This window comes from Lentzea sp. CA-135723, from assembly GCF_050936595.1.
Taxonomy (GTDB): domain Bacteria; phylum Actinomycetota; class Actinomycetes; order Mycobacteriales; family Pseudonocardiaceae; genus Lentzea.
This window is the reverse complement of record NZ_JBNJMK010000001.1, coordinates 5,757,749-5,770,121: the sequence shown is the minus strand read 5'-3', so window position 1 is coordinate 5,770,121 and position 12,373 is coordinate 5,757,749. Positions and strand designations below refer to the sequence as shown.

The following is a 12,373-nucleotide window of genomic DNA, read 5'->3' as shown; positions in this document are numbered from 1 at the left end:
CAAGCCTAGGGAGGACACCATGAGCGAGACAATCGACGGCCACCTCGTCCGCGACCCGCACAACCTCCACGCCGAGTCGGAGGACCAGCTGCGCCAGGCGGCGTCCGAGGTGCAGCGCCGCGTCGGCGACGACTACGACGACCAGGCCGTTCAGGGCGCGGTGCGCGAGGCCTACGACGAGATCGCGGACCAGGCGAAGGTCGAGTCGTTCCTGCCGATCCTGGTCGCACGCTCGGCCGAGCAGAAGCTGGCCGAGCAGGACTGACAACGTGGAAACGGCCCCCTTACCTGCGCGGGAGGTGCAGGCAAGGGGGCCGATGTTTGGTGACCGCGGGCCGACGACGGTCGGGGAGGGTGGGTGCACGTCACCGGCCCGCGGGAATCTGTGGAGTTGTGAAAGCTGACCGGGGCCCGCGATGTAGCGGTCGGGGGTTCGCACATCGCGGACCACCGGTCAGTAGGCGGTTTGCAGACCTGGTCGTGTCGGGGGGACGCCAGGTCAGTCGCAAACGCCCGTTAGTGGGCTCGAGCCACCGCGCGGCGGGACCGGGTGACAGGAGGAGTCACCGGGGCCTCGCGCAGGTGGCGAGCCGGGCGCGGGGCGAGTCCGCCCGCAACCAGGTGTTCGTACGCGGCGCGCCACACCGAGCAAGGTGACTTCTGCTGGCGCCAACGGCCGGAGCACTCAGGGCAGTTGCCCTTCTCGTCCGGCTCGTGCGCTGCCAGCAGAGCACGCCATCCCTCGGTCAGCCGAGGGAGCTCGGATCGAGCCACCGACAGGAGGGACGGGGCGTCAGCGCGGCTCGCCAGCTCCGTGAGCAGGTCGAGGCGTTCCCACACAGCGTTGCGAAGAACCTGTCCGAGGATCGCGTCCATCGAAACGTCACCGTCACCTTTCCGCCTGGTCGGCGGCTTCGCGTAGCGCGGCCCTGAGCTGTACGAGCTGGTCGTAGGACAAGACTGCCGTCTCTCCGGGAGGTCCCACCAGAACCACTTGGCCCTGGACGACCTTCACGGTGAGCTGGCGGTCCCGGTCGACCACGTCGCCGCAGCTGATCTGCCACGTCCGACGTTGCCCGGTCATGCCGCGCCATGTGGAGTCGGTGTCACCCGTCTCCACAATGGAGGTGGAGCCTGAGGAGGAGCTGTCCACTATTAGGTCGTTCCTCTCCGTGCTCACTCGCTTACCGGAATCTAGATTGCGATGATTCATGCCGGAACGGGACGTCACAGCGCCCACCGGTGGAAGTCTTACGGTGAGCGGTAAGCGGTTATCGGTAGGGCCGATCAGCTCCGCCGAAGAGGACTTCTCGGGCTCGGGGACCTGCCCCTAGTCTGCCGATGACGCCCAACGGACTGTGAGGGTGCGCGATGAACACCATGAGTTCCCAGGGCTCTCCTATCCCCGCCGAGGTGTGGGACAACCAGGAGATGCGGGACGCACTTGCCCGACGAGAGATCAGCTCGGTCTACCGGCTGCTCCGAAGGCACGGCGTGTCCCAGCGCCAGATCGCGGCGCTCACTGGGCAGTCGCAGTCCGAGGTCTCGGAGATCCTCAAGGGACGCCAGGTGATGGCATATGACGTCCTGACCAGGATCGCCGTGGGCCTGGGTGTCCCACGTGGATACATGGGTCTCGCCTACGACGAGACAACGGCAGTACGGGTGGCCGCAACCGCGGACTCACCCCATCCTGAGGAGGACGAGTCGGTGAAGCGTCGGAAGTTCCTCGCGCACGCCGCCGCCGTGACAGTGGGCGCGGCCGTGTTCGGAGCGGACTCCGGGTCGTGGGTCTCACACCCCACACAGACTCCGGCTCCGGGACGCATCGGCATGACCGATGTGCGCCAGGTCGAAGCGGCCACTCGCGCGTTGCGCGCCCTGGACTACCAGTACGGCGGCGGTTCCTGCCGCGACGCGGTGGTCGCGCAGCTGTCCTGGGGACAGCAGATGCTCGGTGCGAGCTCTACGGACATCGTCCGCCAGCGACTCTTCGTCGCACTGGCGGACCTGCACAACCTCGCCGGCTGGACGTCGTTCGACACGGGCCTGATGGACTCCGCCCGCAACCACTTCGGTCAGGCGCTCGACCTCGCCAAGCAGGGCGAGAACGAGGCGCTGATGGCGAACATCCTGTACCGCATGGGCCGCGTGTACTTGCACCAGAACGCCCCTGACGACGCGCTCAAGGTGTTCCAGCTCGGCCAGCTGGCCGCGCAGAACTCCGGTTCCGAGCTCGCGGTGGGCATTCTCTGCGCGAACGAGGCCTGGGCCTACGCCAAGATGGGCTCCGACGAGCAGGCTCTGAAGCTGCTCGGCCGTGCGCGGGACGAGTTCTCCCGCTCGAACATCGCGGAAGCCCCCGCCTGGGCGCGGTTCTTCAACGAGATCGACCTCTCGTCCATGATCGGCACGGTGCACACGGAGCTGGCCCAGACGGTGGACGCCAAGTACACGAGGACCGCGATCCCCGCGCTGTCCAAGGCGATCAACAACTTCGGTGACGAGTACGCCCGCAGCCGCTCGTTCAACCTGACGTCGATGGCGATCAACCACCTGCTCGAAGGCGACATCGACCACGGCGCCAAGATCGGTCGCCAGGCCGTTGACCTGTCGGAAAGCCTGAAGTCCGTGCGCACCAAGCAGCGCATGGAGCCGCTCCGCCAGGAAGCCGACAAGCGCCGCAACAACCCAGAGGCCCGCGAGCTCGCGGACCGCGTCGCACGCTTCACGGGCACCGAGTCGGCCGCCTGACCTGCGAACTCGTTTGGGTCCTATAGCACCACGATTGGATGGTGTGGGACACGAACCGGTAACGCCAGAGCCTTCTCCCACGAATGCAGCATCGACGGGCGAGAAATCCACGCCTAAGGTGCGGCAGGTCGGGGCGAAGGACGAGGTGCGGCGCGTGAGCCTTACTCGGAGGTGGCGTTCCAGGAGAGCGCTGCGATCCGCGCAGTTGCTCGACGAGGTGGTGGACACCCAGCTACCGCTGTTGGCGGGCTTTGACGAGGAGCGCCGGCGACGTTCCGCCGACTACCTCGCCGAGCTCGTGGCGTTGGCCCAGGACTACCGCTACTACGCCAACGGCTGGATCGACAGCCGTGAGCTGGACCGTCGCGGTCAGCGGACGATGAACCGGCTCGCCCGTATGCGTGAAGAATCTTCGGCGCGACTGATCACCGATTAGTCCGTTCGTGCGCAGCTCGTCGCGCCGATCGGACCACTCGCCGAGTCCGCTGGATTCCGTGGATGTTTCACGTTGAACATCCTCGTCACCACGGCACGGGCCCGGCGTGGTCGAACAAACCGCCGGTCGGGCCGTCGTCGGGCAACTTCGCCAGCCTGATCGCGATCCTGGCTCCCTCAGCAGGGGTGTCCCTGCCCTGGAATCCGTTGAGGTCGGTCGCCACGTAACCGGGGCACGCGCCGTTGACCTTGATGTTCTCCAGTTCCTTGGCGTACTGGACGGTGATGGCGTTCAGGAACGTCTTCGACGGCGAGTAGGTCCCGCTGACCCCGCCCAGGTCCTGCGTGCTCTGCAAGGTCAGTGACGCGACGTGGCTCGACAGGTTCACGATCCGCGGCCTCGCCGACCGGTTCAGCAACGGCAGCATCGCGTTCGTGACCCGGACGACGCCGATCACGTTGGTCTCCACCACCGCCCTGATGCCCTCCGGCGTGGCCGTCGACGGCGAGTCCGGCCACCCTCCGGCGACCGCGGCGTTGTTCACCAGCACGTCCAGGCGGCCGTACCGCTCCTCGACCAGCTTCGCCGCCGCGGCCACGCTCTCGTCGTCGGTCACGTCCAGCGGCACCAAGAACGCGTCCACGCCCGCCGCCTGGAGCTTCGCCGTCGCCTCCTCGCCACGCCGGGCGTCCCTCGCGCCGATCCCGACGGTCATGCCGAGCCCCGCCGCGATCTCGTACCCGATGCCCTTGTTCGCGCCCGTGACCAGCGCAATCGTCTGTTCGCTCATGCATTTGATCGTGGTCGTGAACGCCTCCGGGACCAACATCACTTCGGTGTGGCAGCGATACCCGCGCGGTATGGATACCGTGGCGGGGTGGAGACGCGGGAGCTTCGCTACTTCGTCGCGGTCGCCGAGGAACTGCACTTCGGCCGTGCCGCCGACCGTCTCGGCATCGCGCAGCCGCCGTTGTCGCGGACCATCGCCCAGCTCGAACACCGGCTCGGCGTCGCGTTGCTGACCCGCACCAGCCGCAAGGTCTCGCTCACCGACGCGGGCGCGGTGCTGTTGACCGAGGCCAGGACGATCCTCGGGGCGGTGGTCGCTGCCGAGCGACGGACCAGGACGGTCGAGCGGCCGTCACTGGTGCTGGCCGCGAAGGCAGGTGGTTCCGGGGAACTGCTGGCGAAGCTGCTCGACGCCTACGCCGCCGAACCCGGTGCGGTCGCCGTCGACCTGCTGCTGTGCGAGGCGCACACCTGGCAACCGCTGCTCGACGGACGGGCGGACGTGGCGATCCTGCACGAGCCGTTCGACTCGACGGCCGGCCTCGAGGTCGAACCGCTGCACGCCGAGAACCAGTACGCGATCCTGCCGGCCTCGCACCCGCTGGCACGGGAGGCGCAGGTGCGGATGGCCGACCTGCCCGACCTCGCCCGCTGGCCGGAGCCCGACGGCAGCTACCTGCCGGGACCCGGCGTGGAGGTGCACAACCTGACGCAGCTGTTCCAGATGATCGCGCTCGGCCGTGCCGCCGCGGTCATGCCGGAGGTCGTCCGGGTCGGCCTGCCGGAAGGCCTCGTCGCGGTGCCGGTGGTGGACGCGCCGAAGGTCACCACGGTGATCGCGTGGCCGCCGCACACCAGGTCGCAAGCGGTTGCGGCGCTGGTCAGGGTGGCGACGGGCTTCAGCTGACGGGTGCGCGGCTCAGCACGACGGCGAGCCCGAACGCGATGCCCATGATCGTCACTTCGAGGACCGCCCACTGGACGATCGCGGTGACCTTGTGCTGGGAGATCTTCGGCAGCAGCCGCCACCGGATGTGCGCGCCGAGCAACGCGATCAGCCCCGCGCACACGAACTTGCCCATGAACAACAGGCCGTAGCCGGTGGTGAAGAGCGACTGCGGGAACGGCACCACGGGGTTGAGGGCCAGCTCCAGCAACCCGTTGAACAGGCCCGTCACCGCGACGACGACCAGGCTGACGGTCGCGATCTTCGAGAACCGCGGCAGCGCGATCGCCAGCAGTCCCTTGCGGTAGGCCACGAGCGCCATCAACGCGCCGAGCCCGCCGGTCCACGCGGCCGCGCCCAGCACGTGCAGCTCCATGGAGACCATCGAGTAGTCGTGGTACTTCCAGTTGGAGGCGTGCCCGGTCACCGGGATCGGCAGCAGTCCGAACATCGAGACGAGAATCCGCAGCTCAGCGGGCACGGACTCGCCGCTGCGCACCGCCATCACGCCGATGATCAGGTAGACGAACGCGCAGGCCGCGCTGAACAGCAGGCCCTTGCCTGCGCCCACGTTCGCGATGTAGTCGATCGCGTTGCCGATGCTGACGTTGCTGCCCGGCCGCAGCTCGGCGGCCTGGAGCACGATCGCCGTCAGCGCCGTGGCCACCCAGACCGCGGCGGCGATGACGGCGGCGGGCCTGGCCAGCCGCATGACGGGTTCGGTGTGCGTGGGCCGGTCGAAGCCGAGCAGCTTCGGCAGGATCGAGAGCCCGACGACGATCGTCGCCGAGACGTCGAGCAGAACGCGCGTGACGGGGAGCCCGTACCGGACCGCCGCCCCCGCATCGGTGACCCCGGCGACCACCACGGGTGGTGCCAGCACGAGGCCGAGCGCGATGCCTCCGAGTGCGCCGAACAGCAGGCCGGCGAGCACGCGGTAGTGGGTGGGGGCGGCGGTCCGGACGTCGCTCATGCCTTCGCGCCCCCGCCACCGCGCAGGGCGAAGAACACGCCACCGCCCAGCAGCACGACGGCGCCGACGATCCACACCCAGATGGGCAGGCCGCTGTCGGAGTCCTTCGGTGCCTCCGAGCTCACCGCGGCGGTCGCCGTGCCGGTGCCGTCCTTGGTCAGCGTGAACGTCAGCTCGCCGTTCACCGGGTGCCCGTCCGCGGACAGGATCCGGTAGCCGATCTTGTACTCGCCGGCCTTGCCGAGGGCGTTGACCTTCTGCGTGACCGCGGTGTCCTTGATCGTCGGGTCGCCGTCGACCTCGTAGTGGCCGCCGCTCGCGTCGGTCACCGTGATCTCGTTGATGCCCTGACCACCCTGGACGTCCTGGTCGAACGTCAGCGTGACGGTCGTCGGACCGACCTCCAGCGAGGTCTTGTCCTTGGGGTCGCTGCCGATGAGTGCGTTGTGCGCCGCCGCGGGGGCGGCCGTGGCGAGCACGGCCGCACCGGCGAACAGGAACGCGATCAGCGCGCGCTTCATGCCTTGCGCCGCGAACGCAGGATGGCGCCGACGCCGAAGCCCAGGCCGAGCGCGCCGATGGCGAGACCGGCACCGCCGAGGTAGCGGGCGGTGTTGTCGGCGCCCGCCGCGGACGCCTCGTGCGTGTCACCCTCGGCCGTGGCGTTGGTCGCCGAGCCGTGGCTGCTGCCGTGGCCGTCGTCGCCCGCCTTCTTCGGGGCGAGCTTCAGCGCGGGCGCCGGGTGCTCCGGCTCCTTGCCGTCAGCGCCGGCGGGCTGCGCCCAGTCGACGACCTCGCCGTTCTCGTAGGTCTGCTTGACCGGCAGGAGCAGCGTGTCCTTCTCCGGCAGCGTGCCGAGGGCGACCTGGAAGTCCTCGTACTGGTTGACGCCGATCTTCACACCGGCGTCCGCAGTCCAGGTGATGGACGTGAACGCCTCGGTGACCTCCTTGCCGGCGATCGTCACGGGCTTGTCGAGCTTGCCCTTGACGGCCTCAGCCTTCCAGCCGGTCAGCGGCTTGGTGCGGACCGAGGTGAGCGGCGTGTCCTGCGGCAGCGTCACCTCGATCTTGGTGGTGCCGGCGTTGTCCCGCTCGTTCGGGACGCGGAACGCGAACGTGGCGCGGCCGCCCTGGGTGAACTCGGCGGGCTGGGCGCTGACGTGGGCGGAGGCGATGGTCGGGGTGCCGAGCACGGCGAGTCCGGCAACGGCGAGAACGGCGAGCGTGCGCACGCCAAATCGATTGGTCGACATGAAGTTGTGGCTCCTGATGCCAAAGGGGGCTTGCAAGGGGATACGGATGATCAGGAGCCGATGGGTGGGCCGCGCCGCCGATTTGCCCGCACGAGGTCCAGTTGGTGCGCGCTCCGGACGTGCGGCGTGCCGGTGAACGTCCGTGCCGGCGTGGTGACCGGCAGCGGCGTGAGCCTGCGGGGGATCAGGCGGCGGACCGCGGCGAACAGCCTGAACAGGGCGTTCTCCGCGTGGAACAGGAGGATGCCGGTCAGCGTCGCGGCGACGAGGTGCGCCACGAACATCTGGCCGGTCAGCGTGTTCGTGTGCTCGTGGTTGACCCAGGTCAGCAGCAGGTGCTGGGCGAGCTGGGCCGTGCCGAGGCCGGCGATGACCGAGAGCTTCCCCGAGCGCTTGTCGGCGAGCGACGACGCGGCGAACGCGATCAGCACCACCAGCGGAAGCGCGTGGATGAACTCGGACAGCTCGCCGCCGCCCAGGCCGTGAGCGGTGATCGTGAGCGCGGCAGACGTCAGCGCAAGCGCGGCACCGCGTGCGGTGCGCAACTCACTCGTCCGGGTGCTCACGAGACTTGAGGGTAATCGGAGGAGTTTGGCCAGGTCTATCAGCGGGTAACCGCCGCCGCATGACCGTTCAATGCGACAAGCCGGGACGTACCGACCGGGTTGTTTTCGGCGTTGCCGCAGGTCTCACGCTTGCGTTCGTGACCTGGGGGATCGTCGGTACAGACTCTTTGGCGTCGGCTTCGAAGGCCGCGCTCGGCTGGATCATCCAGCACCTGGGCTGGGCTTTTGTGCTCTCCGCCACTGGCTTCGTGGTGTTCGCGCTGTGGCTCGCGTTCAGCCGCTACGGCAAGATCCCGCTCGGTCAGGACGACGAGAAACCCGAGTTCAAGACCGTGTCCTGGGTCGCGATGATGTTCAGCGCCGGCATGGGCATCGGCCTCATGTTCTACGGCGTCAACGAGCCGCTGACCCACTTCGTGAAGCCGCCGCCCGGCACCGATGGCGATCCGCTGGAAACCGCGATGGCCACCACGCTGTTCCACTGGACGCTCCACCCGTGGGCGATCTACGCCATCGTCGGCATCGCGATCGCGTACTCGAGCTTCCGCCGCGGCCGTTCGTCGCTGATCAGCTCGGCGTTCGCGCCGCTGCTCGGCAAGCGTGCGGCTTCCGGCTGGGGTCGCGCCATCGACGTCATGGCGATCTTCGCGACCCTCTTCGGCTCGGCCGCCTCCCTCGGTCTCGGCGCCCTGCAGATCGGGAGCGGGCTGGAGGCGGCCGGTTGGGGCGGTGAGGTCGGCAAGGGCGCGCTGGTCGCGATCATCGCGATCCTGACCGTCGCGTTCGTGGCGTCCGCCGTCTCGGGTGTCGCCAAGGGCATCCAGTGGCTGTCCAACACCAACATGGTGCTGGCCGTCGTGCTGGCGCTGTTCCTGTTCGTGGTCGGCCCCACGGTCTTCATCCTGAACCTGGTGCCCACGGCGATCGGTGACTACTTCCGCGAGCTCGCGACGATGGCGGGCCGCACCGCCGCGTCCGGTGGCGACGCGACCGAGACGTGGCTGTCCGGCTGGACCATCTTCTACTGGGCGTGGTGGATCTCGTGGACGCCGTTCGTCGGCATGTTCATCGCCCGCATCTCGCGCGGCCGCACGATCAAGCAGTTCGTGGCCGGCGTGATCCTGGTGCCGTCCGCGGTGTCGCTGGTGTGGTTCGCGATCCTTGGTGGCACGGCGATCTTCGAACAGCGGTCCGGCGTGGACATCGCCGGCCAGTCGACGCCGGAGTCGCAGCTCTTCACGCTGCTCGACCAGTTCCCGCTCGCGGCCGTCGCCGGGGTGATCGTCATGATCCTGGTGGCGATCTTCTTCGTGTCCGGCGCGGACGCGGCGTCGATCGTGATGGGAACGCTCTCGCAGGAGGGGACCATCGAGCCGAAGAAGCCGGTGGTGATCTTCTGGGGTGTGCTGACCGGCGCCGTCGCCGCGGTGATGTTGCTGGTCGGCGGGTCGAACGCGCTGACAGGCCTGCAGAACCTCACCATCATCGTCGCGTTGCCGTTCATGGTCGTGATGGTCGGTCTCTGCGTCTCGCTCGCGAAGGACCTGCGCTCCGACCCGATGATCCGGCGCGAGGAACGCGTCGCCGAGGTGATGGAGGAGGTCACCGCGCACCTCGACCCCGGTCAGGTGGTCGAGGAGGCGGCGGTGAAGGCGGTCGCGGAGGTGACCGGCAAGGTGCCGAACGTCAGCGAACGTTCAAACGCCTGAGCAGTTCCTGCTCCAGCACGTCCAGATCAGTCCCGACGGCCCGGTGCGCTGCTTTGCGCCGGGCCGTCGGCATGCGTTCGGAAGCGCGAACGGCCGCGAGCAGCTGAGCGAGTCGCGTCTCCGTCTTCGAAACCCAATCGGAATCTGCGGCCCGCAATGTCTCCAACGACTCCGAAAAGCCGACAATTCGCGCGTGCAGGCGGGCGCCGTAGCCCGAGTACCTGCCGATGTCGGCGACGTCGATGCCGAGCCTGCGGGCGCGATAGCGGTCGTACTGCTCGCTCAAAACCCCAGCTCCGCGCGCGATCACCGGGGCCAGCACCGGAATGAGGGCGGGTCCCACCACCTTCGCGATGCCGACCAGGTTCTTCGCTCGGCCGGGCGTGAAGCCGGACTTCGCTTTGCGCGCCATTCGGGTACTCCTCCTCCGTCACGTGAAACTTACTGCCCAGGTTGCTGACACATCAGGTAGGCGCGCGACATACCCTGCATCCTGTGACTTCCCAGGTGCAGCTAGACGCCGGCGTGGTCACTCGTTGTCGGCGGCGGGTGCACCTCGAAAACGATCCGGAGATGCGCGACGCTCCCAAGGCGGCGCCGGATCCGGCTTCGGAGCAACGGAAAGCGGACGCGACGAACCACCGTCGTGCGGTGGCGGACGCGCTCGGCAGAATCGTCGGCTCGAATCTCTTCGAGGTGCCGAGCGGACCCGACGTGCGCAGTGCCGACCGCGAACGGGTGACGCTCGCGGCGATGGAGATGGGCACGCCGTACATCTGGGGTGCCGCGCTGCCCCGTGATCCGCGCGGTGGCCGGCGGGGGTCGATCGACCTGCTGGTCAAGGACTCCACGGGCTACGTGCCGGTGCTGGTGGTGCGGCACAAGATCACCGACCCTGGTCAGGGCGCGAAGACCTCGCCGCTGAGCATCCCGTTGCCCGACGGCAGCCGCACGGACCCGCACCGCAAGGTCCGGCCGCAGCCCCGCGACCAGCTCAGGCTCGCCCACGCGCAACGGCAGCTGCAGGCCGCCGGGTACGCGCGCAACGGCAGGGCCACCGGCGGCGTGATCGGCATGGACGCCGACGTGGTGCTGTGGCACGACCTGGAGGCGCCGACCTGGCCGGGCGGCCGCAACGCGCTGGCCGAGTACGACGCGCGGTTCAGCGACCGGCTGTCCGTGGCGCTGGCGGCGGCGAACCAGAACGAACCGCTGGCGCGGCCGTCGCGGATCGTCGACTGCAAGACGTGCCCGTGGTGGCCCACCTGCGACACGGACCTCAAGCAGGGCAGGGACGTCAGCCTCGTCGTGCGCGGCGAGGACGCGGCGGCGTTGCGGAAGATCGGTCTGTCCACTGTGGACAAGCTGGCCGAGCTCGACCCCGCGGCGGAGGTCCCGATCCAGCTCGTCGGCATGCCGTTCGGCGACGCCGTGGTGCTGGCGCGGGCGTGGCTGCGCGACCTCACGCTGGTGCGCCGCGTGCCCGAGATGAACGTGCCGCGCGCGGACGTCGAGGTCGACGTCGACATGGAGAGCTTCGGCGACCTCGGCGCGTACATGTGGGGCTGCCTGTTGTCCGGCAAGGACATCGACGAGCCGCAGGGCTACCGCGCGTTCGTCACGTGGGACGCGCTGCCGTGCGACGACGAGGCCCGCTCGTTCGCCGAGTTCTGGACCTGGCTGACCGGCATTCGCCTGCGCGCCAAGGCACGCGGGCTCTCGTTCCGCGCCTACTGCTACAACGAGCTGGCCGAGAACCGCTGGCTGCTGGCGTCGGCGGAGCGGTTCGCGGGCAAGCCCGGCATCCCGACCGTCGCGCAGATCAAGGAGTTCATCGAGTCGGACTCCTGGGTCGACCTCTTCGGCATCGTCCGCGAGCAGTTCCTCTGCGCGCACGGCAAGGGCCTCAAGGTCATCGCGCCGGTCGCCGGGTTCTCGTGGCGCGACCCCGAGGCCGGTGGCGAGAACTCGATGCGCTGGTACCGGGCCGCGGTCGGGCTGAACGAGGGTGACGAGCTCGACCTGGCTCAGCGGCAGCGGCTGCTGGAGTACAACGAGGACGACGTCCTGGCCACCCACCGCCTGCGCGAGTGGATGACCTCGGACGCCATGCAACGCCTGCCGTACGCGGGAGATCTCTAGCGGGGAGCCATGCGGAGGGCGCCGTCCATGCGGATGACCTCCGCGTTCAGGTAGTCGTGCTCGATGATCGACAGCGCGAGCTGCGCGTACTCGGACGGCTGTGCCAGGCGCTTCGGGAACGGCACGCCGGCGGCGAGGCCCGCGCGGAACTCGTCGGAGACCGTGGCGAGCATCGGGGTGTCGACGATGCCGGGTGCGATGGTCAGCACGCGGATGCCGACGTTGCTGAGGTCGCGTGCGGCCGGGAGGGTCATGCCGACGACGCCGCCCTTGGAGGAGGCGTAGGCGACCTGGCCGATCTGGCCGTCGAACGCGGCGATCGACGCGGTGTTGATGATGACGCCGCGCGCGCCGTGCTCGAGCTCCTCGGTCTTGCCCATGGCCGCGGCGGCCAGGCGCAGGACGTTGAACGTGCCGATGAGGTTGACCTCGATGATCTTGCGGTAGAGGTCGAGGTCGTGCGGGCCGGACTTGCCGACGGTGCGCGACGACGGGCCGATGCCCGCGCAGTTGACCGTGATGCGCAGCGGGGACCCCGAGCCCGCCGCGGTGTCGACGGCGGCCTGGACCTCTTCGCCCGAGGTCACGTCGGCGGCCAGGTAGGTGACGTTCTCGATCGCCTCTGCCTGCTCGACGGCGCTCGGCAGGTCGAGCGCGAACACCTGCGCTCCACGCGCGGCCAGCGCACGTGCGGTGGCGCCGCCGAGACCGGACGCGCCACCGGTGACGATGGCCGCGGTACCCGAGATCTCCATGCCTTCATCCTCCTCGAAGCGAAGTGCTCGCGAGGAGGTTAACGGTCG

15 protein-coding genes are annotated in these 12,373 nt (G+C 69.0%); 6 read left to right on the top strand and 9 right to left on the bottom strand.

Going from position 1 to position 12,373, the window contains the following annotated elements; genetic code table 11:
• Positions 1-19: 19 nt before the first annotated feature.
• The gene (locus ACQEU1_RS26560) at positions 20-265 is read left to right on the top strand and encodes a three-helix bundle dimerization domain-containing protein (RefSeq protein WP_433207081.1); all 246 of its coding nucleotides are present in this window, start codon (positions 20-22) and stop codon (positions 263-265) included.
• Positions 266-516: 251 nt separating this feature from the next.
• On the opposite strand, the gene ACQEU1_RS26555 is transcribed toward ACQEU1_RS26560, so the two are convergent.
• Positions 517-876 carry a hypothetical protein gene (locus ACQEU1_RS26555; RefSeq protein ID WP_030480258.1) on the bottom strand — a complete coding sequence of 120 codons (360 nt, stop codon included), beginning with the start codon at positions 874-876 and terminating at the stop codon, positions 517-519.
• A 13-nt stretch (positions 877-889) separates the two neighbouring features.
• A complete protein-coding gene (locus ACQEU1_RS26550) occupies positions 890-1,180 on the bottom strand; it encodes a hypothetical protein (RefSeq protein WP_433207077.1) in 291 nt (96 codons plus the stop codon).
• Between the two features lie 191 nt (positions 1,181-1,371).
• Here ACQEU1_RS26550 and ACQEU1_RS26545 point away from each other — a divergent pair, with 191 nt between their 5' ends.
• Together ACQEU1_RS26545 and ACQEU1_RS26540 are read left to right on the top strand one after the other, a co-directional pair.
• The gene (locus ACQEU1_RS26545) at positions 1,372-2,754 is read left to right on the top strand and encodes a helix-turn-helix domain-containing protein (RefSeq protein ID WP_382442200.1); all 1,383 of its coding nucleotides are present in this window, start codon (positions 1,372-1,374) and stop codon (positions 2,752-2,754) included.
• Positions 2,755-2,908: 154 nt separating this feature from the next.
• Positions 2,909-3,190: a hypothetical protein gene (locus ACQEU1_RS26540; protein ID WP_093596166.1), complete on the top strand. Its 282-nt coding sequence runs from the start codon at positions 2,909-2,911 to the stop codon at positions 3,188-3,190.
• A gap of 85 nt (positions 3,191-3,275) precedes the next feature.
• Here ACQEU1_RS26540 and ACQEU1_RS26535 read toward each other — a convergent pair whose 3' ends face one another.
• On the bottom strand, positions 3,276-3,980 hold the full coding sequence (locus tag ACQEU1_RS26535; protein WP_433207072.1) for an SDR family oxidoreductase: 705 nt from the start codon (positions 3,978-3,980) through the stop codon (positions 3,276-3,278).
• 87 nt (positions 3,981-4,067) lie between these two features.
• Here ACQEU1_RS26535 and ACQEU1_RS26530 point away from each other — a divergent pair, with 87 nt between their 5' ends.
• Positions 4,068-4,886: a LysR family transcriptional regulator gene (locus ACQEU1_RS26530; protein ID WP_433207069.1), complete on the top strand. Its 819-nt coding sequence runs from the start codon at positions 4,068-4,070 to the stop codon at positions 4,884-4,886.
• Here the strand turns inward: ACQEU1_RS26530 and ACQEU1_RS26525 are convergent.
• Genes ACQEU1_RS26525 through ACQEU1_RS26510 form a run of 4 tightly spaced genes read right to left on the bottom strand, consistent with a single transcriptional unit; the run spans position 4,879 to position 7,719 of the window.
• Positions 4,879-5,898: a copper resistance D family protein gene (locus ACQEU1_RS26525; protein WP_433207066.1), complete on the bottom strand. Its 1,020-nt coding sequence runs from the start codon at positions 5,896-5,898 to the stop codon at positions 4,879-4,881. The two genes, ACQEU1_RS26530 and ACQEU1_RS26525, sit on opposite strands and share 8 nt — an antisense overlap.
• Complete coding sequence (locus ACQEU1_RS26520) at positions 5,895-6,419, bottom strand: copper resistance CopC family protein (protein WP_433207063.1); 525 nt, start codon at positions 6,417-6,419, stop codon at positions 5,895-5,897. The genes ACQEU1_RS26525 and ACQEU1_RS26520 overlap by 4 nt, the downstream gene beginning before the upstream one ends.
• Complete coding sequence (locus ACQEU1_RS26515) at positions 6,416-7,153, bottom strand: YcnI family copper-binding membrane protein (RefSeq protein WP_433207060.1); 738 nt, start codon at positions 7,151-7,153, stop codon at positions 6,416-6,418. The genes ACQEU1_RS26520 and ACQEU1_RS26515 overlap by 4 nt, the downstream gene beginning before the upstream one ends.
• 50 nt (positions 7,154-7,203) lie before the next feature.
• Positions 7,204-7,719, bottom strand: coding sequence for a hypothetical protein (locus ACQEU1_RS26510; RefSeq protein WP_433207057.1), 516 nt, complete (start codon positions 7,717-7,719; stop codon positions 7,204-7,206).
• Positions 7,720-7,778: 59 nt separating this feature from the next.
• On the opposite strand from ACQEU1_RS26510, the gene ACQEU1_RS26505 reads away from it, so the two are divergent.
• Positions 7,779-9,428, top strand: a complete 1,650-nt coding sequence (locus ACQEU1_RS26505) for a BCCT family transporter (protein ID WP_433207054.1) — start codon at positions 7,779-7,781, stop codon at positions 9,426-9,428.
• Here ACQEU1_RS26505 and ACQEU1_RS26500 read toward each other — a convergent pair.
• Entirely contained in the window at positions 9,406-9,840 is a 435-nt protein-coding gene (locus ACQEU1_RS26500) for a DUF6474 family protein (RefSeq protein WP_433207051.1), read from the bottom strand. The genes ACQEU1_RS26505 and ACQEU1_RS26500 overlap by 23 nt on opposite strands.
• Before the next feature lie 83 nt (positions 9,841-9,923).
• On the opposite strand from ACQEU1_RS26500, the gene ACQEU1_RS26495 reads away from it, so the two are divergent.
• Entirely contained in the window at positions 9,924-11,570 is a 1,647-nt protein-coding gene (locus tag ACQEU1_RS26495; RefSeq protein WP_433207048.1) for a TM0106 family RecB-like putative nuclease, read from the top strand.
• On the opposite strand, the gene ACQEU1_RS26490 is transcribed toward ACQEU1_RS26495, so the two are convergent.
• The gene (locus ACQEU1_RS26490; RefSeq protein ID WP_433207045.1) at positions 11,567-12,325 is read right to left on the bottom strand and encodes an SDR family NAD(P)-dependent oxidoreductase; all 759 of its coding nucleotides are present in this window, start codon (positions 12,323-12,325) and stop codon (positions 11,567-11,569) included. The genes ACQEU1_RS26495 and ACQEU1_RS26490 overlap by 4 nt on opposite strands.
• Positions 12,326-12,373: the final 48 nt, after the last annotated feature.